Raw genomic sequence first — 24,509 nt, forward strand, 5'->3', positions numbered from 1 at the left:
GGCCGATGAATCGGATAGACAGTGTCGTGGACAAACGCTGCCCACGCCCGACCAGCAAAGGAGGAACCCTGCAATGCGCGCAGTAAACTGGAACAAACCCGAAGACGATTACTCCAAAATGTTTTGGAATCAAAATATACAGCAGTTCTGGACGGAGGAGGAATTCCCCGTCTCTACCGATAAGAATGTTTGGGATATGCTGAGTGAGCAGGAGAAGGACATCTACAAGAAGGTGCTCGGCGGACTTACCCTGCTCGATACGAAGCAAGGCGGCGAAGGCATGCCGCTGATTCTGCTGCATACTACCAATTTACAGGCCAAATCGGTATTGGCGTTTATGGGCGCGATGGAGGAAATTCACGCCAAATCCTACAGCCATATTTTCACAACGCTATGCACCGGAACCGAGATCGACGAGCTGTTCGCCTGGGTGGACGCGCACCCGCTGCTGACCCGCAAGGCCGAGCTGATTACGGGCTGTTACAAAAAGCTCTTCAAGCCCCAAGCGACCGGCAAGGAATTGTACCTGGCGATGACCGCCAGTGTGTTCCTGGAATCGTTCTTGTTTTACAGCGGCTTCTTCTACCCGCTCTATCTTGCCGGACAAGGGAAAATGACCGCCAGCGGCGAGATCATCAACATGATCCTGCGCGACGAGAGCATCCACGGCGTATTCGTAGGACTGCTGGCCCAGGAGGTGCGGGCGTCGCTCGGCGCTGAAGAACTGGCGGAAGCGGAGGCGGAAATGGATGAGTTGTTCCGTCAGCTGGCCGAGATCGAGCGCCAGTACACGGAGGAGATTTACACGCCGCTGGGGCTGCAGGATGAAGTGCTCAGCTTCGTGCACTACAACGCCAACAAAGCGCTGATGAATCTGGGATTGGAGCCGTACTTCCCGGACGAAAAGATCAATCCGATCGTCGAGAACGGACTTAAGACGGATTCGAAAAATCATGACTTTTTCAGCCTGAAGGGCAACTCTTACCATCGTGCGATGCACGTGGATCAACTTACGGATGACGATTTCGTGTTTTAAACGGCATAACAAATGATTAGCCCCGGACCAGAACGACTGGCCCGGGGCTAGTTTTTGTGCACGCGATTAATTTTGCGGTGTATAAGTCAAATAAGTCCCTTTGTTTCCTACGGCGATATACTGCTTGCCGTCCCAGATCAGATCATGCAAATATTCGGAGGTTCCCGATTGGACTTTGGTCCAAACTTTGCCGTCCGGGGATCTTAGAATCAATCCGCCGGCCCCGACAGCCATGAACTCGTTGTTCCCGTAAATGATCGTACTGAGCGTGTCTTCTTTTTTGGAGTTATTGTCGAGATGTCGCAAGTAATACTTTTCATACTCCGACCAAACGGGATATTCCGCCTTCACCCATTTTCCGTCCGCCATGTAATACAGCATGATCGTTCCGCTGCTGTCGGAATACTCGTATTTCACGGTATGATCGTTGCCGCTGACAATAATCGGTTCATTGTCTACGAGCTGCGGATTCGTAGGACTGATGTCCTTCCAGCCGCTCGCGGGATCATACTTGTATATTTCGCCTGCCCGCGTTCTGCCGATAAAGTTGCTGCCGTCCCACTTCACTTCGATCGGATGATCCAGGCCGTACATAAGTTGGGACAAAGCAACCCCCTCGACCAGAGAAGCTCGATTCACCGAGAAATAGTAAACCCGACCGAGCGATTTAAAGCCCCAGTCCTCTTCCTCGGCCCCGAAAGCATAATCCTCGCCATTATAGCTTGCGCTGAGAACGGAATAATTTTTTAAGAGATTGAATGGTTTCTTCCATTGAACCGCATCGCCGGAAGCCAAGAACGTCCCGTTCGATCCGTATAAATAATAAGTTCCCGACTCGAAGCCGATTCCGTAGAAATCGGAGCCGATGGGCGATACGCCCCCTTCAACCGGATGCTTTTCAAAGCTCTTCATATCCGGCGAGGTGTAGATTCCGCCGAACGCGCCGACGGAAATAAACTGGCGTCCGTCCCAGATCGTCTTAAACAACCGGGCGCGATCCGTGTTAATGTCGCCGAGAGAAAATGCCCCGGGATCCTCGATCGGTTCCATACTAAAGCTCGGCTCTTCATTGAACATATTTATCGCATTCCACGTTTTCGCATCGGTGGAGGTCAGGAAATAGCCGCCATCGGCATTGATAATGTACCGGTCATAGACATAGTCGATCGAGTTCGGCCCCCCGGATTCGCTCCATTCCAACAAATCTTTCGACTTGGCGGCGTCCGCGTTCAGCAGGGAATCGGTAACAATTACGGCATTTCTGGAGCGGGCGGATTCGACGCGGTCGTAGGCAATCACCAACCCGCCCGGACCAAAGGCCACATCCGTATATTCGGCATCGCTATAATCCGTCCAATTCACTAGATTTCTGCTGGTCAGCGCTTTGTATTCGGAAAAAATATAATACACGCCATTTATGTATTTAATTTTCGAGGAGTTGTATATGCTGGAGGCAGCCTGGGTCGTTTTCCAAGTAACTCCGTCCAGGGAGGTCGATACAAACGCATAACCCGACGGATTATAAACTTTATTGGCCGACTCCGGGTAATATGGATCCGGCTTAAAAACATACAATTCCATCTGGGTGAGTAAAACGAATTGCTTGCCGTCCCAGATCACACTGCTGTTCGTCTGAACCTTGCTTTTGGCGAAATCGCCTTTTTGCGTTTCCACCCAGCTGGGAACATTCTTTTTTGTAATCGCCAGCGTCTGTTTCGTCCACTTGATCCCGTCGGTAGAGGTCAGAATCAGGTTCTGTTCCCCGACAGCCACAAACACGCCGCCCCCGAACGAAACGGAAAGAATACGGACGGTCGTGCCGGATGAGACAACCGACCACGTCTTAGAATCCGCGGAGCGGACGATGGCTCCGTCCCCGCCGACGGCGACATAGACGCCGTTGCCGTATGCCACATCAAACAAATCACTGCCAAAGAAGGCGTTCTGTTTCGTAAACTTGTAGTCCTCCTTGGCGAAGGAATGGCCGGGAATGGCCGTAACCGATAACACGAAACAGAGTAAGATGACAAACTTCTGGATTCCCTTCATAATTTTGTGCTTAAGCCCTCCTTGTACATCGCGAGAATTGTCGATAATTTGAATTGACAGTCTAAGTATAACGTAATTCATGCGATGGACAAGGAAATTTTTTACTAATCCATATCGTAAATCGTGCCTACTTTGAGGCCATAAAGCTCATTGTAGATTTTCTCGGCGTAAGCGTCCGTCATGCCCGCAATATAGTCGATGATCATATGCTCCCAGGTCCAGATCGGCTTCTCCTTCCGCTGATCCCTCTCAAAGCGGCGCAGCCAGTCACCGGGAATGATCGAGATCGAGGTAGCCGGATCGACAAAGGCGTCCCACAGCCGGGTGATCACCCAGGCGCTCCGCTTCTGCAGCCGCTGCACCCGCAGGTCGCGGATCATCGTCACCCAGGCGAAGCTTTTCAGCACGCTGACCGTCCGCAGCATGTCCTCGTCCTCCCGGCCGTCCTTGACGAAGGTTACCTTTTGCCAATCACCGTCGTCCACCACGCCGAGGCTGCCGACAAACAAGCTGACCCAGTACGCTTTGACCTCCCGGCGGGTCCGGGAATAGTCGTGGTCGCAGATCGGCATCTTCGCATTCCAGATATTCAGGAACGAGGTGAGCACCTCCGCCACTTTAACCTGGATGCGTTCAGGGGTCCAGCCCGCCCAGAAGGCATCCTCCAGGGTCATAATCTTCTCGACGATCAGCCGCTGGATATGGGAATCGAACAAAAAATGCTCGTGCACCTCGATTTTCCCGGCTTTGATTCCGTCCTCCAGATCATGGGCGGAATACGCGATATCGTCGCACAGGTCCATAAGCTGGGCCTCGAACGTCTTCTTGCCGTACGGAATGCCCCATTGGTCCCTGATAAAGGAGATGTACTCCCATTCATGCCGGTACATGCCCTTTTTGTTTTCCGTTCCGGGGAAAGGATATTTGTTCGTGCCGAGCAGCACGGCATCGGACAAATTCAGCCCGTCGATGTTTTCCCGCTTCTCCAGAAACATCATCAGCCGGAAGTTGTGGGCATTGCCTTCAAAATGCTCGTATTTCCGCCGGACCGCGTCGCGCGTGCGCCGCGCTTCTTCAGGGGAAGCCTTCCGTCCCTCAAGCTCCTGCTTGACCTTATCCTCGATCAGATTCTCGAGGATATGCTCCAGCACTTCTTCCCCTTTATGCCCGAACGGGGGATGTCCGAAATCATGGGAGATCGCGGCGCATTCCACCACTTCCGGGTCGATAATGAGTCCGGGATGCTCAGCTCCATCCGCCGCCACGGCCGGATAGGCCCGCAGCATGCTGCGCGCCGCCTCCCGGGCGATTTGCGCCACTTCGAGCGAATGCGTCAGCCGCGTCCGGTAGTAATCCCCGGTGCCGGCCCCGAACACCTGCGATTTTCCCTGCAAGCGGCGGAAAGTCGGCGAATGGATCAGGCGCGAATAGTCGCGCTCGAATGTCGCCCGGTTCGTCTCCTGCCCGATATTGTCCGGATATTGCCGATGCTCTCTCAATTCCTGAATGTTCATAAGCTGCACTCCTTTTTGTTGTTCGGCCAAATACGTTTTATGTTATTGTAGCCGCCAAACGGCGGAACTTAAAGCCTTGATTTGGAATGAAGGACGGTAAATTATTGCCGGGCACAATTTGACGGGAGGGCGTTTCACCTGGTTCTCCACCCTCCGATTTGCCCCAGAAACCCCTTTTCCCGATGAAGTAAAGGCTAATGCTTTTGAGATTCATGGAAATAGCTCTTTTGAGCTTCTGTTACCTCGCAGAAAATTTGCTTGATAATCATGAGCGTGCCTCCGGATGCAATTTGATCTTTTAACCCTCGAATGTTTGTTCCAGTTCAAATTATGGCTGCGTGTTAAAATAGTTCAAATTTTTATTCTCCAGGGTAGCGTATAAAATTATTTTCAATTACATTATAATAAACCATTTACAATAGTGTGCGACATACAGTATTATGGCATCAGGAGTTGATGAAATGTCTGACGCAGCGGAAACAATACAAGGATTATTAAGCGAACTGAGACGGGGGACGATCACGATCGGGGCGCTGAGCCAATTGTCCGAACCCCAATACGGATACTCGCTTGTTTCGGTTCTGGAGGAAAAAGGAATGTCCATCGATCCCGGGACGCTCTACCCCCTGCTAAGAAGGCTGGAGAAACAGCTCCTGCTCACAAGCAGTTGGGATACGAACGAGGCGCGTCCGCGCAAATATTATATGCTGACGGAGTTTGGACGCGAGGTATACGAAGGCTTATGCCGCGAATGGCGGAACTTGACCGCAAGTATGGAAAAGATTGTAGACCACAAAGGAGGCTGAATTATGGAGCTTATCGACCGTTATGTGTACGCGGTGACACAGCGGCTGCCGGAGCAGCAAAGAGAGGAAATCCGCAAGGAATTGTACGGGCTGATTGAAGATATGCTGGAAAGCCGTTCGCCGGACGGCGAGGCTTCCCCCGAGGATGTGGAGGAAGTGCTGCTTGAACTCGGCGATCCTAGCGTTATGGCGGCCAAATACCGGGGCAACGAGCGGTATCTGATCGGTCCGGATTTGTTTGAGTCTTATTTGACAACGATCAAGATTGTCATGGGGGCGATTTTGATTGCCCTGACCGTCGTATTTTTGATTGAAATGGTCCTTAAGCCCCCAGGTGCTGTTGAGCAGTTCACGGATTATCTCGTTTCGCTGATTTCGACTGGGGCGCAAGGATTTGTATGGGTTACGCTGGTCTATGCGCTCATTGAATACGGGATAAGACATAAAGACGCCGGTACGAACGGTTCAAGCAAAAAATGGCATCCCTCCAACCTGCCGGTAATTCCCCTGCCCGAGCATCGGATCAAATTGTCCGATCCGATTTTCGGCATCATTTTTACAATACTGATCACGGTTCTATTCTTGTTCAACCCGGAGCTCATCGGAGTATACCTCCAGCAAGACGGCGTTTTGCAGCTCATCTCCTTGATGAACCCGGACGTGATCGGCAAATATGTGCCTTACATCGTTATTTTGGGCATCCTTGGCGTGTTAAAGGAAACCTATAAAATCATCACGCGCAGACGCACACGAGCCGTGCTTGTCATCCACATCTGCTTTAGTCTTATCACGCTGATCTTTGCCGGAATTCTCCTCAATACGGCAGGTTTCTGGAACGCTGAGTTTCTGAATCAACTTCAGGCGATCGGGCTGGCTCCGCAAAGCGGCGAAGACTACGAGGTCGTAAAAACGATATGGCTTTCCGTAACCAACAATTTATTCTATTTGATTATCCTGATGACTGTTGTCGATGTCGCCGCGGAAAGCTATAAATGGTTGCGTAGCCGTCGAGTTTATCAGGCCTAAAAAAGCGTCTGGCGGGAAATGCCGGAGGCATTCGAGCCATACGCTTTTCACTCCGGCAAGCAATAGCTTTCCCGGAAAGGTTCACGCTTTCTTCTGTTTAAGAATAGTCCGCCGGTAGGCCATGACTTTGCGGTACATGGATTTATCTTTCAATTGATTGAAAATGTACGGGTCCGGGCTGGTATTGACTTCGATAATCCACGGGGTGAGCTTGCGGTCCAGACCGACGTCGACGCCAATTTGTTTGAATGCAAGATTTTTCTTGTGATAAAACTTGCCGATATCCTCGCCCAGCTTCTTAAGCTGCTTAATCAATTGAGCCTGCCGGGAAGCATCCATATGGGAGGACAGCAGCTTTTCGATGGCCATCGGCTTGCCTCCGTTATGATAGTTGGTGACGATCTTACCCGGTTCCGCCACCCTTCCGATCAGCCCCGTCGTCTCCCATTTACCCTCCGGGCTGATTTGAACCATAACGCGCAGGTCAAAGCGCCGATCCTTATGCTTGAGCAGGGGGATGCCTTTTTGGATCAAATAGCTTCGGCTTCCCGTACGTTTTTTCAACGATCGGTAAAAGGATTCAAACTCTTGCATCTTTTGGATTTTTGTTCCGTTTTGGCATTGGTACGACGTTTTACCGGATTCCCGGACCGTTTCGGCTCTCATAACCCCGTTCCCGTGGGTTCCGCGTTCGGGTTTAATATAAACCATGCCGTATTTATCCAGCATTTGTTTCAGGCTCTCCCTGCCGAACCGGACCGTCTCCGGAATCAGCGGGGAGATTTTGGCGCTCTTCATCAGCACATTGGTTTTGATCCATTTGCTTGTGAGCGTGGATCCCCTTTTTGTCCCCATTGCCTTTCCTCCAGTGCGCACGTTAGTGTACCTCTTCTGTAAAGCCTTAATATGCTATGCCTTTCTCCAGTACTTGGAAAGGGACAATGCTCCATGATGCACATGCCGGGGCGTCATCGTTTATCCGTGTAAATCGCCGTCCCAAATCGGAGGCAATTTCACGATATCCTCTTTTACCGGCGGCGTTCCGGTTTCTACCTGAATGATTTCCAACAGAGTGAGCGCCCTGATGCTATGCGGTACACCCGGAGAAATGAAAACACTCTCCCCCGCCGATATTTGCTTTACCACCCCGCCCAACACATACTCGCCTGAGCCGGCGGCTATCGTCCATGTCTCGGTTGCACCTCGGTGAAGGTGGTGGCTTGTGTGTGTGCCGGGCTCCATTTTCACCTTGGAAATCACCGTTTCTCTGCCTTCATCCGAAATTGAAATGTCGAGAATAACGCTGCTTCCCCATCTTTTTTCCTCATACATCGGCAGGGGGCATGCGGCTTGCAGCTCGTTCTTGATCCGGCTCGCTTCGCTCTTGCCCGCCACAAGAATTCCGTCGGGGCTTGCCGCGATGATGAGCCCGGGCGCTCCCACGACGCGGATCGGAATCGCCAGCTCATTGACCAGATGGGTGTCGCGAGAGTCCTCCGAAACATGACCTTTTCCGGTGACGCGGTCTTTCAGATGGCGGCAGAGCTGCTCCCAGTCTCCGAGATCGTTCCAAGCCCCATCGTACGGCAAAACAACCGCGCGTCCGGTCTTTTCCACCACCTCGCGGTCAAAGCTTTCCTGCGGCAGGCTATCGTACCGTTCAAGCAGCCTGTCGTAAAGCGGCGGAATTCCCCGCTCCGCCATACAGGACAGCAGGTAGCGCAGGCTGCAGGCAAAGACGCCGCAATTCCACAGCGCGCCCTGTGAAATCAGCTTCTCCGCCATAGCCTTGTCCGGCTTTTCAATAAAGCTGCCGACTTGAAAATACTCCCCGTCCCGTTTCCAGGACTTTGGCACAATATAGCCAAACGCGTCCGAGGGGAAACGCGGCACGGTGCCGAGCAGCGCCACCTCGGCCCCGGAATCACCGAGCGCGCCCGGCAGCAGGCGAAGCAGTTCAAAGAAGGAGGGCTCCACGAACGAATCGACCGGCAGCACGATCACCGTTTCGTCCGGACCGAGTCCCTCCACGGAATGGAAATAGGCGGCGGCCAGCGCAATCGCCGTGAAGGTGCCGCGCTTCTGCGGTTCGCCGAGTACCGGAATAATTCCCCCGGCATGCCGCCTCGTAATCTCCGTCTGGGTATGGTGGGTGACGATACAGCAGCATTGCAGCAGCTCCGCTTCCTCGAGTCCCCGGCAGACCCGCTGAATCATCGACTCCGTTCCCCCGTCCGGCGAACGCAGCAGCTTCAGGAACGCCTTGGACCTTACTTCATTCGACAGCGGCCAGAGCCGCTTGCCGGAGCCGCCCGACAGGAGCACAATCCGCAAGTGCAACCCCTCCCCGCATTTCAGATCGGTCTTGCCATTTGCTATTTACTGTTGCTTAACGCGAATGATTGCTCCCGGCAATTCTTACATAGCCCTTCCGCTTATGAAAAGAAAGCGAACGATACGTTCTCGCCAGTTTGGCAATCCGCGGCTTGCCCAAATCCCCCGGGCTGCCGTGCATGCTTTTGTTGCGGGCATTGCGGAGTAAAATCCCCGAACGGTCCGTGGAATAAACGTAATTGCCGTAGGTTTCGTATTCGGAGAAGGCAAACTGCTTTTTGCGGTTCATGCTCTGGATGACCGCTTTGTACCAAGGCATCCGGTGCCTGGCTTCGATGTCTTTTTTCATCCGGGCAAGCTTGGCTTTTTCGAACAGCATATAATGGGTCACAAACGAAGAAGACGAGGCGGGCTTTCTGCCCATTAATCTCCTGTAGGTCGCAAAGTATTCCGGCTGGCTCCAGTTCCGGCAATAAAAAACACTCTTTCCCCCGGACCGGAAGCTGTGCGGAGCGATCAGCACAGTGTCGGCATCGATGACCAGAAAATAATCCGCGCTGCAAACCCGGTCGCCGCTCAGCTTCAACAATTGCTGAAACAGCCAGCCCGACCGCTCCCATTTGGCCGAGCCGTAAGAGATATCTTTCTTGGTCAGGGGCAGCACGGCATTCTCATCGACAAATCTGCAGCCTTTGGCCCGGCAGAAGTCGATCATTTTTTGCCGTTTGGGAGCAATGATTATAATTTGGCCGATGGGGTGCAGCACTTTCGCTCTAAGCGCATCGATTACATAAGGAAGCGTGCCCAGATCCTTTTCAATCGCCGGAATCAGCACATCGATCGTAGCGGCCGCGCTGACTCGGCCAACCCTGCTATGAGGCATGGCTTCAACTCCATATCCTAAAAGTTGCTAATAGCATATGAATCACCTGTTCCTTGCGAATGGGCCTTATGCCCGGTCCGTTCCGATTCCTATAAAAATAAAAAAAGCTGCAAATCTGCAGCTTTTTTGACTACTTCGGTCCCATTTCGGGCAAATTCCTGCAAATCTGCAGGAATTCTTCACTCAAACCTCCGAAAGCCTCATCCGATCGGTAAATTCCTGCACAATCGCAGGAATTTACAAATCACAAATGAATCGACTAGAAAAAACTGTATTTTTGCAGGAATCCACGCTTTCTGAACTCGAACACCCGTCCTGGACACTATTTGTTGTTCTTCGGGTCGAGCGCATCGCGCAGCGCGTCGCCGACGAAATTGATCGACAGCACGATCAGGATGATCATGAGGCCCGGCGGCACCCATAACCACGGCTGGGAGGTCAGCACGGTCAGCGACTGGGCGCTGGCCAGCATGTTGCCCCAGCTCGGCGTCGGCGGCTGTACGCCGAGGCCGAGGAAGCTCAGTGCCGCCTCGTCTAGAATCGCCCCGGCCACGCCCGACGTGGCGTAGACGAGGATCGGCGCCACCACGTTAGGCAAAATGTGCGAGAAGATGATGCGCGTGCGGCCGAAGCCGAGCACCCGGCCGGCCTTGACGAAGTCGCTCTCCTTCACCGAGAGCACATTCCCGCGCACCAGCCGGGCCACCCCGGGCCAGCCGAGCACCCCGAGGATCAGGATGATGTTGGTGAGCCCCGGCCCGACGATGCTGGCGACGACCAGAATCAGCATGATATACGGGAACGACATGAAAATGTCGGTCAGCCGCATGATCACGCTGTCGACCCAGCCGCCGAAATAACCGGAGACCAGGCCGAGCACCGTGCCGATGATCACGGAGATCAGAATCGAACCGAGGCCGACGGCCAGCGATACCCGCGCGGCATAGATCAGCCGCGAGAATTGGTCGCGTCCGACCTGATCCGTGCCGAGCCAATGCTGAAGCGATGGCGGCGCGCCGAAGCTTTCCGTAATCGCGGTAGGCTTGTATGCTGTTATGAAAGGGGCGAAGATCGCGCACAAGGTAAGGATGCCGAGGACGATCAAGCCCGCTACGGCAAGCTTGTGCCTGCGGAACCGGCGCCAGAACAGCACGCGGGAGCTTTCCTCCCCCTCCGGCCAGCCGAGCCGTTCCTCCTGCGCATCGGGACGCCCCGCAAAATATCTTTTGATCAGATTCATTTCCACCGCCGCTCTCTATCTGCTGTATTTGATTCTCGGGTCGACCAGGGCGTAGGCGATATCCGTCAGCAGGTTCGCCAGAATGACGATCACCGCGGCCAGCAAATTCAGCCCCATAATCGTGGAATAATCCCGGCTCATGATCGAGGACATCGTCAGTTGGCCGATGCCCGGCCAGGAGAAGATTTGCTCGATGACGACCGCACCGCCGAACAGGATCGGAATTTCCATCCCGAGTACCGTCACGATCGGAATCAGGGCGTTGCGGACGGCGTGCCGGTTAATGACCAGCGTTTCCTTCAGCCCCTTAGCACGCGCCGTACGCAAATAATCCTGCTGGAGAATTTCCAGCATGCTGGAACGGACATACCGGATATTCCGCCCGGCCACATTCGCCGTGAGCACGATCACCGGCATGATCAAATGCAGCAGGACATCGACGAACCCGCCGCCTCCGCCCAGCGTGGTCATGCCGCTCGAAGGCAGGATTTTCAACCATAAAGCGAACACATAAATAAGTCCCAGTCCGAGGAAAAAGTTCGGGATGGAGATACCCAGGAAAGATCCGGTTACGGCCGCATAATCCAGTTTCGAATACTGGCGTCTCGCGCTCAGAATCCCGAGCGGAACCGCGATGGCCACGCCGATAATGAGGGATACGCCCATCAGCAGCAGCGTTGGCCCAAGTCGGGACATAATCATCCGGCCCACCGGCTCGTACGTTACCATGGAATATCCCAGATCGCCGCGCAGCAAATGGGTAAACCAGTTCCAATACTGCACGTATGCCGGCGCGTTCAGCCCCAGCTCGATCCGCTTGGCCTCCAGCGCCTCCGGCGGAATCTGCGGACTGATCAGCATGTCCACGGGATTTCCCGGGGCCATTTTCATGATGATGAAGTTGATGACGGTCACCCCGAACAACACCGGGATGGCTATCAGCAGCCGCCTAATCACATATTTGAACAATCATAACACCTCGGATCATCTCTCGGAGTAAAACGCCCTCCGCTTGTTCCTTTGCCGCGGATCGGCGATCGGGCTGGCATCCAACAACGCTTTTGTATATTCGTGCTTCGGCTCCCGGAAAATTTGTTTCACATCCCCGGTCTCCACAATTTTCCCCGCATACATGACGGCGATGCGGTCGCTCACATATTTGACCGCGCCGAGTCCGTGCGCGATAAACAAATAGGTGAGGTTCAGCTCCCGCTGCAGTTCCTTGAGCAGATTTAAAATCTGCGCCTGGATCGATACGTCCAGTGCGGACACGGGCTCATCACACACGATCAGCCGGGGCTTCAAGGACAGCGCCCGGGCGATGCCGATTCTTTGCCGCTGGCCGCCGGAGAATTCGTGCGGATAGCGGCTGCGGCTGTTCTTCGGTAAGCCGACCAGCTCCAGCAGCCGCCCCACTTCGCCGGAGATTTCCCTGTCCGGCACGATCCCGTGCACTTTGAGCGGCTCGGACAGCAGTTCGCCGACCCGTTTCCGCGGGTTCAGCGAAGAGTACGGGTCCTGGAATACAATCTGCAGCTCCGATCTCAGGCTTGTCATTTCGCGCGGCGACAGCCGGGAAATGTCTTTGCCGTCGAACAGGATCCGCCCTTCCGTCGGCGTCTCCAGGCCGACGATCAGCTTGGCGATCGTCGATTTGCCGCTCCCGGATTCGCCGACAAGCCCGAGCGTTTCTCCGGGGTAGATTGCAAGATCGACGCCGTCCACCGCCTTGATCTGGTCGACGGTATGCCGAATAATTCCTCTGCGGACGGGATAGTATTTCTTCAGGTTTTCGATGGCAAGCAGCGGCCCCGCCGCGGCAGGGTCGTTCAGACTATGCACGCTCATGTCCATGTCCATGTTCATCCTCATCCTTATCTCGTCCTGTACTTGCCTGTTTCACGGCTGCAAGGTCTTCCGAATCTTTCGCTTCTTCCGCCTCTTCCGCCCGCAGCACTTCCCAGCAGCGCGTATAGTGGTCCGCTCCCGTCGCCGACAGCAGCGGCATCTCCGCCGCGCAGCGCTCGGTCGCATACGGGCAGCGGTTCGTGAACCGGCAGCCCGGGATTGTTTCGTAACGGGCCGGTACCGCGCCCGGAATCGCTTCAAGCAGGTCGCCCTCCTCGTCGTCGATCCGCGGGATCGACTTCAGCAGCCCCTGCGTGTACGGGTGCTTCGGCTGCTCAAACAGCGCGAATACGTCCGCCTCCTCGACGACCTGCCCGGCATACATCACCACGACCCGGTCGGCCATTTCGGCCACGACGCCGAGGTCGTGGGTGATGAGCAGGATCGCCGTGCCCGCTTCCTGGCAAAGCTCCCGCATGAGCCGCATGATCTGGGACTGGACGGTGACGTCCAGCGCCGTCGTCGGCTCGTCCGCGATCAGCAGCTTCGGCTTACAGGAAAGCGCCATCGCGATCATAACGCGCTGGCGCATGCCGCCCGACAAAGCGAACGGATACTCGTTCATCATTTTTTCCGGGCGCGGCAAGCCGACCTTTTCAAGCATGCGGATCGCCGTCGCCCGGGCCTCCCGCTTGCTTTGCCCCATATGGAGCATGATCGCCTCGCGCATCTGATAGCCGATCGTCAGCACCGGGTTCAGCGAGGTCATCGGCTCCTGGAATATCATCGAGATCTGATTGCCGCGAATGCCGCGCATCTCCTGATCGTCAATCGTCAGAAGATCGCGGCCGTCGAACATGATGCGGCCTTCTTCGACATGGCTGCTCCCGCCTAGCAGCCGCATGATGGACAGGGCGGTGACGCTTTTGCCGCTGCCGGATTCCCCGACGATGGCCAGCGTCTCGCCCGGCATTACGCGAAAGCTTACATCCTCTACCCCTACGGTTCTTCCCCGGTCGCTGTCAAATGCGACCCGCAGATGATCCACTCTGAGCAGTTCGTTCATTTCGCTCACTTGACATCCCATTCGGTCACGTTGATAAACATGCCGAAATCTTTCGGTTTCGCACCGCTCACCCGGTCATTGATCGCCCCGAGCGCCTTGGTCGCGTAAATCGAAGGCATCGGTACGTCTTCGGCGACGATTTTTTGAATTTCGCTGAAATATTGTTTGATCTTGGCTTCATCGGTTTCCGCCGACAACGATGCCAGCAGCTCGTCTATTTGCGGATTGCTGTAGCCGTTCGGATTGCCGGTGCCCAGGAAGTAAGCAATGTCCGGCAAGGGGTTCACCGGAACCATCGATACCGTCAGAATGCCCAGATCGTATTCCATTTTCACGATTTTATCGACCAGGGTCGCCAGATCGGCCATTTGAATTTGCACGTTCACGCCAACGGCTTTCAGGTTCTCGGCCATGATGTTGGCCGCTTGCTCCAGCGTACTGTCGCCGGACAGGACGAGCAGCGTCAACGCTTTGCCGGAATCCCAGCCGGATTCCTGCAGCAGGCTCTTCGCTTTTTCCGGATCATAGGCGTCGGCCTTCACGCTTTCGTCCACATAAGGACTGTAGCTGGTGAAGAAGCCGCTCACCGCTTCGCCCGAGCCTTTCAGCAGGTTGTTCACGATCATATCGCGGTTAATCGCATAGGAAATTGCATGTCTTTGCTTCGCATCCGGTACGGATTTCTCGTTGATGTACATAAATTGCGTGGCGATCGCCGGGCCATCCACGGTCGTAATTCCTTCCAGCCCTTTGATTTTGTCGTAATCCGAGATCGGAATCACGCCGGCGGACGGGATGTTCATATCGATTTCCCCGCTTTGCAGTTGGGCGGAGATCGCCGTAGGCTGAAGCACTTTGAAGTTCAACTGCTCGATTTTCGGAGCGCCTTTAAAATAATCGGCGTTGGCTTCAAATTGAACGTAATGATCGCGGCTGTACTCGACCAGCTTGTACGGGCCGTTCGTTACGTTTGGCTTTTGCATAAATTCGCTCTTGTTGATATTCTCTGGAGCGACATCCTTCAATACGGATTGCGGCACGGTCAGCAGATAACGACCGACGGTATCTTGAAAAATGTTCAGCGTCGTCGGCGCTTTCGTCGTTACTGTCAGCGTGTGGTCGTCCACTTTTTTAATGCCGGAAATATCTGCGGTTCCCTCGGGCAAATAACCCGAGTCGTCCAGGCCTTCGATAATGGCGTACATATAGGCGTAAGTCGAAGCGACTTTAGGGTTCGCCATCAGCTTGAACGTGAAAATTACGTCGTCGGCCGTAACCGGAGTTCCGTCGGTCCATTTGGCCTCTTTGTTCAAATTGATCGTAAACGTCTTGTTGTCGGTCGTTTCGATCGAATCGGCCAGCATCGGCTTAAAAGTAAGATCTTCGTCGATATCCACGAGCGGCAGGAACATCAGACCGGTGACATAAGAAGAAACCAGCCCCACCGGTGACAATGGATTCAATGTGTTCGGAGAGTAAGTAACCCCGATATTCACCGTTTTCTTGCCGCTGTCCGCGGTACCGGTATTGCCCGTATCGGCCGTATTCCCGGTGTTGGCTTGACCGCAAGCGGAAAGAACCGTCAGCGCCAGAATCAGCGTTACAGCCAATAATTTGCGAGTCGAAAAAAATCTTGCTTTCACTCTGTGCACCCCTTTGTTGTATATAAATTCAATTCATATTAAATTACTATGATTTATAAGATTATCTCTCGAATTAAAGATTTGTCAAACGATTTGTCACATTTTGTCGTTTAACTGCGCAAATTTGTGTTATTCCCGTGTCAATACTTGCTGCTCTCCGGCCTTTACTTCAAATGGCAGACGATTCTGCCGCGGCGGAAAGGGGCAATTAAAGTGCGGGGAGAAGGCGCACGGCGGCAGGAAGCTCTTGTTAAAATCCAGCACCGCTTTGCCGTTCTCGCCTCTGGTTACGACCAGCATCCTTCCCAGCTTATAAGTGGTCTGCCCGTTCGTTGCGTCGGCAAACACCAGAATGAGCGAGCCCGCGGATACGAACGGGGTCATCTTATAGGCGGCCCCGCCCCAGGTGAAGGCTATATCGCCGGGAGACTGATGATACCGGAGCTTCCCTTCTTCATCGTCCACATGGGCAAATGCCACCGTCCGCTCTTCATCGTTGCCGACAAATTCTCCTTCAATCACCCAATCGGGATTATAGGGGAAATTTGCGATCCCCTCAAAAAGCCGGATCGCCTCCGCCTCGGCGTCGTACACCGCAAGCAGGTGGTCCGAGCCCGGCTGTGTTGTGGCTACCGCCGTCACCGCTTTCGAGAATCGCACCACCGTATGATCGGGTTCCAGCGAGACGGCGCCATGAACCGGCTGCCCGTCCAGCGTAATTCCGTCCTCCGGCTCCGCCGTCAGCGTCAACCCCTGCTCTCCCGCCGGTTTGGGCGACCATAGCCCGGGCACTCCCTCTATCCGCATCGGCTCATATATCGTATAAAGTCCGGTCAGCGCCAAGTCGCCTTGAAAGTCGGTCACCGAACGCCGCCGTTCCTCTCTCCATGTTTCAATATCCGTCATGCTGCCAACCTCATTTGCAGTAATTTGTTCGCCGGGGGCCGGCCTTATTTCATTAAAAAGTCCGTGACCGACTCGATAAACGCGTCATGCTCCTCAATAAACGGCATATGCCCGCTATGCTCGAACAGCTTCAGGCTGGAGCCTTTCAGCAGCCGGTGGATTTCCTCGGATTGGGACACGGGGGTAATCCAGTCGTGCCGCGCACAAATGATCAGAGTTGGCACTTTTACGTCAGGCAGCTTAGGCCGAACATCGTATTCCGGGATGAGATGCTTGAAGGTGTAATTGGCCACCTCCATCGAGCCGATCGGGCGGTTGCCCGTCTCGCGCATAATTTTCTCGTCGCGCACGTGGAAATAAAGGTCATAGCAAAGATCCCACCAGCGGATCGCATGCTCTTCGCTTTCAATCCGGCCTTCGAACAGTTCCGGAATGACGCGCAGCTGCTCCGGTGTCGCGATCTTTTGCGCGAACTCCAGCGCGGCCGGATAGAAATCGCGGCTAGGCGCCGTGCAGACCAGCACCAGCTTGTCCAGCGATTCGGCGTGCCGCGTCGCAAACACCTGCGACACCATGCCGCCGAAGGAATGGCCGAGCAGGTTAATCTTCTCGTGGCCGAGATACTTCCGCAGCGCCTCGATGTCGTCGGCAAGCTGCTCAAGCGTGCAGGTCGCGGGATCGACCCGCTCGGATTGCCCGTTGCAGCGCAGGTCCATATAAACGATCTGCATATGATCCGCCAGCGGGCTCAGCCACGGCTTGAAATCGGCATGATCGCTGCCGGGGCCGCCATGAATCGCATACAGCACCGGGCGGTGGCGCATCCGCTCGCCGTCGGGTACATACCCCGACCCTTCCACATCAAAATAAATCCGCGTATCATTTATATTTGCAAACATCAGCGCACTCAACTTTCATCATAGATTTAAGTCCAACCGTTGCTTGTTCAACCGGAATTAACCCGCATTTCCAATGTGGTCCTATCCTTTGTCAAACGGCCGCAGTTCATCCATTTTGTGCCGTTTCATGCCTTCGGACAGCCGGCAGCAGGCGGTGAGCTTTTTTTACACAACTATCTTATTATAAAGGTTATTGACTAAAATTTAAAACTACTTTCTTGCCCGGAGTGTCTATTTTACGAATCAGCACAAGCGAATATGAGTCCATATCGTTCGAAGCTCAAGCCTCCCAAGTTGTATATAATACAACACTTTTGACGAGCAGCCTATTGCCTTGTGTAAAGTGTTGTATTTTTTGCAACAATCCCCCCGGTTTCGCTCGATTTTCCCCTCGATCCATCCAGATTGCTGCACAAAGTACAACATCACCTTCCTATTTCCGCTTTGTACATATAAAATGTTGCATTCTATACAACACGATGCAATAGGTGCTCCGCCTCCCTCCCCTCTCTTCCCCTCCTATGAACCTCATTACCTCATTTTTTATGTAAGCCAATCCGTCGGATCGCCGATAATTTCATAACGGCAAATATAGCTTCCCTCGCGAATGGGCCGAAGAAGCCCTTTGTCAACCAAACTTTGAAGCCGCTTGCGGACAGTCCGGAAATTCACCCCGGCTTGATTGACGACATCCTTGGGACGAATAGGTCTGCCCAGAACGTTCTTCGTTCCATATGGTACTGGATAAAGCTGGTGTGCGCTTCTTCAAATTCCATGTCCCACACCCATCCCTTCTTAAAAAAAGTAACAAAAAACGCCCCCTCACCGCATCCCGCGGCAAAGCGACGTTTCTTCGTCTTTTATCAACTATCTTTTCTCGACTGATTTTTTGTATCGTATTATTTAGTTATACTATTATAGCATACCGGCGCTGCATCACGACTAGCCTACACTCGCCTGCGGCTCCCGCAAAGCGACTTCATCCAAATACAGAACGACCGGGCAATGATCGCTGCCCATCACATGACAGTCGATTTGCGCGTCCTGCAAGTGCGGTCCCAGTCTGGAAGACGCCAGAAAATAGTCGATCCGCCAGCCCACATTCCGTTCACGGACCTTCGGCATATACGACCACCAGCTGTAGACATTCTCCCGGTCGGGGTAGAAATGGCGGAATGTATCAACAAAGCCGGCGCCCAAGAGCTCCGTCATCTTACCCCGCTCTTCCGGCGTAAACCCGGAATTGCCGAGATTCGATTTCGGGTTTTTCAGATCGATTTCCCGGTGGGCGACATTGAGGTCTCCGCAGACGATCACCGGTTTGCGGCTATCCAGCTCCAGCAGGTAGGAGCGGAACCGGTCCTCCCACTCCATCCGGTAATCCAGCCGGGTCAGATCACGCTTTGCGTTGGGCGTATATACAGTAACGAGGTAAAAATCCGCAAATTCCAGCGTCACCATCCGGCCTTCGGGCTCATAGTCCTCCTCCATCCCGTAACGGACGGACAAGGGCTTGACTCTCGTGAATACGGCCGTCCCCGAATAGCCCTTTTTCTCCGCGTAATTCCAATACTGCTCATATTCGCTCCCAAGCTCAAGCTCAATTTGACCCTCTTGAAGCTTGGTCTCCTGCAAACAAAAGATATCCGCGTCCGCTTCATTGAAATAATCGTAGAATCCTTTGTTGACGCAGGCCCTAAGCCCGTTGACATTCCATGATACGAGTTTCATTCCATTTATCTCCTTGCCTGTACTTTCCGAATTTATAGTTTACTATTTGAACCTACTAGCATCTTACCTTCTACCGAAAAAAGCTGTCAAATCGCCGCCAGACTCAAATGGAAAAGGCCGCTCCCCCGGGAGCAGCCTGAATCGGACTTGTATTGCGTCGGAAATGGCACCGGCCTTCCGATGGTCCACCCCACCGCATTAACCGCGGTACGCCTTCCCCCGCTTAACGACTTCGGCGTCGTACAGCTTGACTTCCGTACTTAGGATATAAGCCGGCGGCTGTTTGCCCCGATTCTCCTTGTGGCCTTGGATGTGCGCGTCGCTTTTCTCCCAGTTTTTCCAGGCATCCTGGGATTCCCAACGAATGACGACCACGACCTCTTCCTGCTCTTTGCTCTTCGTATTCACCATAACGCTGATATCCACGAGCCCGTCCATCTCGTCCATCGGACCCGGACTGCTGAATCGGGCGATCACTTTATCGCTGTTGCCTTTCTCTATCAACATCGTTCTTGTCATCACAAACAAAGATAACGCCTCCTCTGGAATATGCCGTGCTTCGGCCCATAATCATCAATCAATCTATCTATAATCATTCTAGTTGATAATAATTATCATTGTCAATTATAGTGTTCAAGCGAAGAGATCGATCACTATGCCGGTTCCTGGCAAGCGAAGCGATCAATGCCGTAAAGCAAACTCATCCAGCAGTTGCCCCTCAACGTCGTAAGCCCGGTACGTCAGTGTGGTTCCGCTGACGGTAATCCCGGCGAACATTTGCTTGCCGTTTTGAAAATGCACCGCGTGGTAGAATTGATCTTCTTTCTTGTCATTGAATTTGGCGCCGGAGGCGTTGGTCGTAGCATACACCGTTCCCTCCCCTTCCGGGACGATCTCTCCGTCCTTCAGCGGAAAAGACCGGGAGTATTCATGGTTATGGCCCTGCAGCACCAGATCGACGCCGAACTCGTCGAACACATCGATCCAGTCGGCGATTTTCTCGTACATATTCCCGCCGTAGGCCGGGCGATGGATGGCGACGATTTTCCAGGCTTTGGCCGTGTTCCGTAAATCCTGGCGCAGCCAATCGGTCTGTGTTTTAATTTTGGACTCTGTATTCAGCACGACGATATGCGCGTTGCCGTAGTCGAACGAGTAAGTGGTGCCCGCCGCCGATTTACCCGCGCCATTGTCCGGCAAATTGAAATGCGAGGTGAACCGCGCAGATTCCTTGTCCACTTCGTCATGGTTTCCGGTCACCGGCATCAAAGGGATACGGTTTATCCACGTTGCGGCATTTACGAAGAAAGCATCCCACCCTGCCTCATCCTCGGGATCCTCCGTCAAATCGCCGTTATGGAGAATCCACTTCGCATCCGGAAATACGGCGAAAGCCCGGTCAAGCGTTTCTCCCCATAGCGCAAAATCCGCTTCCGACGCTCCTTGAGAGTCCGTAACATTAAGAAAGGTGAAGCTGTCTTCCCCCTCCCCCTCGGTCGTAAACACGCCCGGCTTGCTCCAGCCTCCTTCGGTTCCGTCTCCGACTCTATAGACATAATCCGTTCCGGGATTCAAACCGGTTACTTCCACCTTGTGAACTCCATTTTCGCGGCCTTCCCCCACTTCAATAACCGACGAATCCGCTTCAATGCTTTGCACATCGCCCTTCTCCAGCAGCTCCGCATCGCTTCCTTGCGCCAATTGCAATACTCCGGGGGATTCGGGGTCCTCCGAATACCAGGTAAATGCCCGGGAAGTCCGCGCATCCCCTTTAAAGGTCGTCACCAAGGATTTGGCCGCCGGGCCGTATCCGGGATCCGTCTCCGTCTGGCGGTTCCTCCATTGCTCCAGCAAAGCCGCGCCGCTAAGCAAAACGAGACATAACACCGCAATTCCCCCGATCCCCGCTAAACGCTTTTTGTCGCCCACATCGCTCTCCTCCCCATTGCAATTTCCGTTTCCTATGATTTTTTACCTTATGCTTACAATTGTCAACGCAATGTAAAAACTTTCAGTTGATCTTCAGTTTCCGTTAAGTGAGAAATCAGATAACCTTGTTAGATTTAGTTCTGGAAACAACGACAGAAAAGAGGTGCACCACATGAATACCGCCTACAAGGACCTTAAATTCCGCCATGAGCTTAAATTTATCATTAACCGTCATCAATATTATGTCATTTGCCAGAGGTTAAGGAAATTAATCGACCGCGACAAGTATGCCGGAGAGGACGGTGAATATCATATCCGCAGTCTGTATTTTGATGATTGCGAGAATTCGGCCCTTTCCGAGAAGCTCGGCGGCTTCCGCGATCGCCGCAAGTACCGGATCCGGATATATAACGGGGACGATCAAATCATCCATTTCGAGAAAAAGATCAAGATCGGCGATTACATCACGAAACTGAAAGCGCCGCTGACCCGGGAGATGTACGATTCCATTTTGGCGGGAGATTACGAAGTGCTCCATCAACCGGACAAGCCGTTCATGATGGAATTGTACCGGGAAATGAAACACCGTCTGCTTCGGCCTAAGGTGATCGTCGATTATGTTCGCGAGCCCTACGTCTGCAAGAACGGGAATGTCCGGATCACATTTGACAAAGAGCTGCGGACCGGGCTTCATGCCAAAGACATTTTCGATGAAACGTTGAATCCCGTTCCGGCCATTGACGACCATCTGATCATTCTTGAAGTCAAGTATGACGAATATCTTCCGGAATACATCCGGACCGCCCTGCAATTGGAAGGGCTCCGTCAGCAGGCCGCTTCAAAGTATGTCATCTGCTGCAAGTATTTAAAACTAAACCATTGGGAGGATCAATAATTTCATGGACACAACCAATCAGTCTACCAATTTCAGCGATATTATCAAAAATTCGATTATGGACAATTTCGTTTCCGATATCAGCATCTCCAAAATTTTGATTACGCTTGCCGTCTCGTTCATTATCGGCTTGTTCATTTTTATTTTGTACAAACGGGTGTTCAGCGGGGTGCTCTACTCCAAAAGCTTCAACGTTTCGTTGATCGGCATGACCATGGTCACCGCGATGATCATCATCGCCGTCAACTCCAACCTGGTGCTGTCGCTCGGTATGGTCGGCGCCTTGTCGATCGTTCGTTTCAGAACGCCGATCAAAGATCCGACCGATCTGATCTTCCTGTTCTGGGCGGCCGCCGCGGGCATTGTGACCGGCGCGGGCTTCTTTACGCTGGCTGCCGTCGGTTCCGTGATCGTCGGACTGGTCATGTTCCTGTTTATCAAAAATACATCGGCGGATACGCCTTACCTGCTTGTCGTCAATTGCGACAGCGACGAAAGCGAAGGGCTGGTGCACAGTGAGCTGCGCGGCCTGGTCAAACGCTACAATGTAAAACAAAAAACGGTTTCCCACAACAATATCGAAATGACGCTGGAAGTGCGGCTCCGCGACGGGGAAGGACGCTTCGTCAATCAGATCTCCGAGCTTGGCGGGGTAAAGAGCGCCGTCCTAATCAGCTACAACGGCGATTATGTATCCTAGAAAACGCGGAGGTGACGAAGATGAAGGCAGCGTCAAACCTTTCCAGACTGCTCTTGTCCCTCTGCTCGCTGCTGCTGGTCTTCGGGCTTGCCGCATGCGGCGGATCACCCCGGAGCACAACCGCCAATAAGGAAAATACGGCGGCGACAAAGGATGAGCAGAAGCTGGATGAGGAGGTTTTTCCCAAGGATAAGGTCGTCGACGTGAAGATTACGATCGATGAGACCGATTTTCAAGATATGCTGGACAATGCCAGCGCCGAAGAATTCAAGACGGCCTCGGTAGATTATAACGGACAGCATTTCGACAATATCGGCATCCGCACCAAAGGCAATTTGAGCCTGCGCAGCGTCGTGCAAATGCCGGACTCTGACCGGTACAGCTTCAAGCTGTCGTTTGACGAGTATGTCGATCAGACGCTGGACGGGGTCAGCAAGATCAATTTGAACAACAATTACAGCGACGCGTCTTATATGCGCGAATTCCTCGCTTACGAATTGGCCGGACAAATGGGGTTGCCTACGCCGAAGTATTCTTACGTCAATGTTTATATTAACGATGAGCTTTGGGGCTTCTATCTCGCCGTGGAACAGATCGGCGACGCTTACTTGGAGCGGCATTTCGGCAATTCTTACGGAGCGCTGTATAAGGGCGAGATGACCGGAAGCGGCAGCGATCTGACGTGGCTGGGCGACGATCCCGATCTTTATACGGGGCTTGCCCTGAAATCGAAAACGACGAACGGCGACATCTTGATCGACATGCTCGACGAGTTGAACAACGGCACCGATTACGAGAAGGTGCTGGATGTCGAAGAGTCGCTCGGTTATATTGCGCTCAATGTGCTCACCAACAATACCGACAGCTATATCGGCGGCAATAAACAAAATTATTATTTGTATGAGGACGACGGCATCTTCTCCGTTCTGCCGTGGGATTACAATATGGCCTTCGGCGGGCTCGGCGGCGGTGGCGGCATGGGCGGCTTCGGCGGAGGCATGGGCGGCCGCGACCGGGGCAACGCCGAAGGCGATGACGGCGGCGGCGATCAGCCAGCCGAAGGCGCGGCTGATGCGGGCGCCGCGAAAGCCGCCGATGTAAACGGCGCTTCCGCCGCCACAGGCGGAGCGGCGGCGGAAGCGGGCGCAGGCAAGGCGGGCGCCGCCCCAGGAGGCCGGGGCGGCGGCGGAAGCCTGCTGATCGACGAGCCGACCCAGGGCGCGGTGGCCGAGCGGCCGCTGGTTGCGAAGCTGCTGGCCGTCGACGAGTACAAGGAGCTCTACCATTCCATCCTGCAAGAGGCGGTAGACGGTTATCTCAGCAATGATGCCTTCACGGCGCGGGTCAATGAATTGTACGAAATGATCGCGTCTTACGTTAAAGCCGATCCAAGACCGTTCTATACGTATGAAGAGTTTGAAGAAGCCGTGCCGGCGCTGATTTCCACCAACGCTTCGCAGGTGGAGAACATCGCGCAGCAGCTTGACGGCACGCTTCCTTCCGCCGGAGACGGCTCCGGCAGCGGCGGCATGGGCGGCGGCCCCGGCGGCGAACGGCCGGCCTTCGGCAACGCCGATGGCGACGCCGTCGGACAGGCCGGGCAGGGAGCGGCCGCGCCGGACGGGCAGCAGCCGCAAATGCCGCCGGACGGCTTCGGCGGCGAGATGCCCGGCGGACAGCCGACGCAGGGTGATGGCGGCGCCACAGGCAACGCCGACGGCCAAGCCGGGCAAGCCGACGCGGACGCCCAGCAGGGTGCCCGCGGCCAGGGAGGCGGCCGCGGCTTCGGCGGAGGCGGTCCCATGGGCGATGGCGGCGGCCCCGGCGGGTTCGGCGAAGGCGGTGCGAGACAGGCGCAAACCAATCCGAATGAGGCGATAGCCGCCGGAATATCCTTGCTGGTTGTGCTGCTGGCCTGCGTATTCGTCGCCTTCTTCCGCAGAAAACGGCTGTAAATATCGAAAACCCGTGCCTTTTTGCAGGCACGGGTTTTACTTTTGCCTT

21 protein-coding genes are annotated in these 24,509 nt (G+C 54.1%); 6 read left to right on the forward strand and 15 right to left on the reverse strand.

Translation table 11 applies throughout. The annotated features are described in order from the left end of the window. The first annotated feature begins 73 nt into the window (after positions 1-73). Positions 74-1,036, forward strand: coding sequence for a class 1b ribonucleoside-diphosphate reductase subunit beta (gene nrdF / locus V3851_RS18640; RefSeq protein WP_331848068.1), 963 nt, complete (start codon positions 74-76; stop codon positions 1,034-1,036). A 66-nt stretch (positions 1,037-1,102) separates the two neighbouring features. Here nrdF and V3851_RS18645 read toward each other — a convergent pair whose 3' ends face one another. Both V3851_RS18645 and V3851_RS18650 read right to left on the reverse strand, forming a co-directional pair. Further along, on the reverse strand, positions 1,103-3,085 hold the full coding sequence (locus V3851_RS18645) for a WD40/YVTN/BNR-like repeat-containing protein (RefSeq protein ID WP_331848069.1): 1,983 nt from the start codon (positions 3,083-3,085) through the stop codon (positions 1,103-1,105). Positions 3,086-3,189: 104 nt separating this feature from the next. Next, a complete protein-coding gene (locus V3851_RS18650) occupies positions 3,190-4,599 on the reverse strand; it encodes a deoxyguanosinetriphosphate triphosphohydrolase family protein (protein ID WP_331848070.1) in 1,410 nt (469 codons plus the stop codon). 461 nt (positions 4,600-5,060) lie between these two features. Between V3851_RS18650 and V3851_RS18655 the strand changes: the two genes are divergently transcribed. Further along, entirely contained in the window at positions 5,061-5,405 is a 345-nt protein-coding gene (locus V3851_RS18655) for a PadR family transcriptional regulator (RefSeq protein WP_331848071.1), read from the forward strand. A 3-nt stretch (positions 5,406-5,408) separates the two neighbouring features. After that, positions 5,409-6,431 (forward strand): hypothetical protein, encoded by a 1,023-nt coding sequence (locus V3851_RS18660; RefSeq protein ID WP_331848072.1) that lies wholly within the window; start codon positions 5,409-5,411, stop codon positions 6,429-6,431. Positions 6,432-6,512: 81 nt separating this feature from the next. Here V3851_RS18660 and V3851_RS18665 read toward each other — a convergent pair whose 3' ends face one another. The 13 genes from V3851_RS18665 to V3851_RS18725 all read right to left on the reverse strand — a co-directional run bounded on the left by V3851_RS18665 (position 6,513) and on the right by V3851_RS18725 (position 20,910). Beyond that, the gene (locus V3851_RS18665; protein WP_331848073.1) at positions 6,513-7,286 is read right to left on the reverse strand and encodes a YheC/YheD family protein; all 774 of its coding nucleotides are present in this window, start codon (positions 7,284-7,286) and stop codon (positions 6,513-6,515) included. Positions 7,287-7,406: 120 nt separating this feature from the next. Then, complete coding sequence (locus tag V3851_RS18670) at positions 7,407-8,756, reverse strand: sugar phosphate nucleotidyltransferase (RefSeq protein ID WP_331848097.1); 1,350 nt, start codon at positions 8,754-8,756, stop codon at positions 7,407-7,409. Between the two features lie 64 nt (positions 8,757-8,820). Beyond that, positions 8,821-9,648, reverse strand: coding sequence for a DUF6492 family protein (locus tag V3851_RS18675; RefSeq protein WP_331848074.1), 828 nt, complete (start codon positions 9,646-9,648; stop codon positions 8,821-8,823). Between the two features lie 322 nt (positions 9,649-9,970). Then, positions 9,971-10,888 carry an oligopeptide ABC transporter permease gene (gene opp4C / locus V3851_RS18680; RefSeq protein ID WP_331848075.1) on the reverse strand — a complete coding sequence of 306 codons (918 nt, stop codon included), beginning with the start codon at positions 10,886-10,888 and terminating at the stop codon, positions 9,971-9,973. Between the two features lie 15 nt (positions 10,889-10,903). Beyond that, a complete protein-coding gene (locus V3851_RS18685) occupies positions 10,904-11,857 on the reverse strand; it encodes an ABC transporter permease (RefSeq protein WP_331848076.1) in 954 nt (317 codons plus the stop codon). 15 nt (positions 11,858-11,872) lie between these two features. Next, positions 11,873-12,748, reverse strand: a complete 876-nt coding sequence (locus tag V3851_RS18690; RefSeq protein WP_331848077.1) for an ABC transporter ATP-binding protein — start codon at positions 12,746-12,748, stop codon at positions 11,873-11,875. Beyond that, positions 12,723-13,802 (reverse strand): ABC transporter ATP-binding protein, encoded by a 1,080-nt coding sequence (locus V3851_RS18695; protein WP_331848098.1) that lies wholly within the window; start codon positions 13,800-13,802, stop codon positions 12,723-12,725. The genes V3851_RS18690 and V3851_RS18695 overlap by 26 nt, the downstream gene beginning before the upstream one ends. 5 nt (positions 13,803-13,807) lie before the next feature. Next, the gene (locus V3851_RS18700; protein ID WP_331848078.1) at positions 13,808-15,445 is read right to left on the reverse strand and encodes an ABC transporter substrate-binding protein; all 1,638 of its coding nucleotides are present in this window, start codon (positions 15,443-15,445) and stop codon (positions 13,808-13,810) included. Between the two features lie 129 nt (positions 15,446-15,574). Then, positions 15,575-16,351 (reverse strand): DUF1684 domain-containing protein, encoded by a 777-nt coding sequence (locus tag V3851_RS18705; RefSeq protein WP_331848079.1) that lies wholly within the window; start codon positions 16,349-16,351, stop codon positions 15,575-15,577. Positions 16,352-16,395: 44 nt separating this feature from the next. Next, a complete protein-coding gene (locus tag V3851_RS18710; protein ID WP_331848080.1) occupies positions 16,396-17,250 on the reverse strand; it encodes an alpha/beta fold hydrolase in 855 nt (284 codons plus the stop codon). 942 nt (positions 17,251-18,192) lie between these two features. Beyond that, positions 18,193-18,981, reverse strand: a complete 789-nt coding sequence (locus V3851_RS18715; RefSeq protein ID WP_331848081.1) for an exodeoxyribonuclease III — start codon at positions 18,979-18,981, stop codon at positions 18,193-18,195. Between the two features lie 198 nt (positions 18,982-19,179). Beyond that, positions 19,180-19,509, reverse strand: a complete 330-nt coding sequence (locus V3851_RS18720) for an antibiotic biosynthesis monooxygenase (protein WP_331848082.1) — start codon at positions 19,507-19,509, stop codon at positions 19,180-19,182. A 153-nt stretch (positions 19,510-19,662) separates the two neighbouring features. Then, complete coding sequence (locus V3851_RS18725) at positions 19,663-20,910, reverse strand: purple acid phosphatase family protein (protein ID WP_331848083.1); 1,248 nt, start codon at positions 20,908-20,910, stop codon at positions 19,663-19,665. 172 nt (positions 20,911-21,082) lie between these two features. Here V3851_RS18725 and V3851_RS18730 point away from each other — a divergent pair, with 172 nt between their 5' ends. From V3851_RS18730 to V3851_RS18740, 3 genes are read left to right on the forward strand one after another with little or no spacing between them, the layout of a single operon-like run. Further along, entirely contained in the window at positions 21,083-21,805 is a 723-nt protein-coding gene (locus V3851_RS18730) for a polyphosphate polymerase domain-containing protein (RefSeq protein WP_331848084.1), read from the forward strand. 4 nt (positions 21,806-21,809) lie between these two features. Next, positions 21,810-22,505, forward strand: a complete 696-nt coding sequence (locus tag V3851_RS18735; RefSeq protein WP_331848085.1) for a DUF4956 domain-containing protein — start codon at positions 21,810-21,812, stop codon at positions 22,503-22,505. Between the two features lie 20 nt (positions 22,506-22,525). Then, complete coding sequence (locus tag V3851_RS18740; protein WP_331848086.1) at positions 22,526-24,460, forward strand: CotH kinase family protein; 1,935 nt, start codon at positions 22,526-22,528, stop codon at positions 24,458-24,460. The last annotated feature ends 49 nt before the right edge of the window (positions 24,461-24,509 follow it).

Origin of the sequence: Paenibacillus haidiansis (assembly GCF_036553665.1) — a bacterium.
GTDB classification, from domain to species: Bacteria; Bacillota; Bacilli; order Paenibacillales; family Paenibacillaceae; genus Fontibacillus; species Fontibacillus haidiansis.

What these genes read in the sequence shown, in the direction of transcription:
- nrdF (WP_331848068.1), top strand. Translation starts at nt 74, where the DNA reads ATGCGCGCAGTAAACTGGAACAAACCCGAAGACGATTACTCCAAAATG.
- V3851_RS18645 (WP_331848069.1), bottom strand. Translation starts at nt 3,085, where the DNA reads ATGAAGGGAATCCAGAAGTTTGTCATCTTACTCTGTTTCGTGTTATCG.
- V3851_RS18650 (WP_331848070.1), bottom strand. Translation starts at nt 4,599, where the DNA reads ATGAACATTCAGGAATTGAGAGAGCATCGGCAATATCCGGACAATATC.
- V3851_RS18655 (WP_331848071.1), top strand. Translation starts at nt 5,061, where the DNA reads ATGTCTGACGCAGCGGAAACAATACAAGGATTATTAAGCGAACTGAGA.
- V3851_RS18660 (WP_331848072.1), top strand. Translation starts at nt 5,409, where the DNA reads ATGGAGCTTATCGACCGTTATGTGTACGCGGTGACACAGCGGCTGCCG.
- V3851_RS18665 (WP_331848073.1), bottom strand. Translation starts at nt 7,286, where the DNA reads ATGGGGACAAAAAGGGGATCCACGCTCACAAGCAAATGGATCAAAACC.
- V3851_RS18675 (WP_331848074.1), bottom strand. Translation starts at nt 9,648, where the DNA reads ATGCCTCATAGCAGGGTTGGCCGAGTCAGCGCGGCCGCTACGATCGAT.
- opp4C (WP_331848075.1), bottom strand. Translation starts at nt 10,888, where the DNA reads ATGAATCTGATCAAAAGATATTTTGCGGGGCGTCCCGATGCGCAGGAG.
- V3851_RS18690 (WP_331848077.1), bottom strand. Translation starts at nt 12,748, where the DNA reads ATGGACATGGACATGAGCGTGCATAGTCTGAACGACCCTGCCGCGGCG.
- V3851_RS18695 (WP_331848098.1), bottom strand. Translation starts at nt 13,802, where the DNA reads ATGAACGAACTGCTCAGAGTGGATCATCTGCGGGTCGCATTTGACAGC.
- V3851_RS18705 (WP_331848079.1), bottom strand. Translation starts at nt 16,351, where the DNA reads ATGACGGATATTGAAACATGGAGAGAGGAACGGCGGCGTTCGGTGACC.
- V3851_RS18710 (WP_331848080.1), bottom strand. Translation starts at nt 17,250, where the DNA reads ATGTTTGCAAATATAAATGATACGCGGATTTATTTTGATGTGGAAGGG.
- V3851_RS18715 (WP_331848081.1), bottom strand. Translation starts at nt 18,981, where the DNA reads ATGAAACTCGTATCATGGAATGTCAACGGGCTTAGGGCCTGCGTCAAC.
- V3851_RS18730 (WP_331848084.1), top strand. Translation starts at nt 21,083, where the DNA reads ATGAATACCGCCTACAAGGACCTTAAATTCCGCCATGAGCTTAAATTT.
- V3851_RS18735 (WP_331848085.1), top strand. Translation starts at nt 21,810, where the DNA reads ATGGACACAACCAATCAGTCTACCAATTTCAGCGATATTATCAAAAAT.
- V3851_RS18740 (WP_331848086.1), top strand. Translation starts at nt 22,526, where the DNA reads ATGAAGGCAGCGTCAAACCTTTCCAGACTGCTCTTGTCCCTCTGCTCG.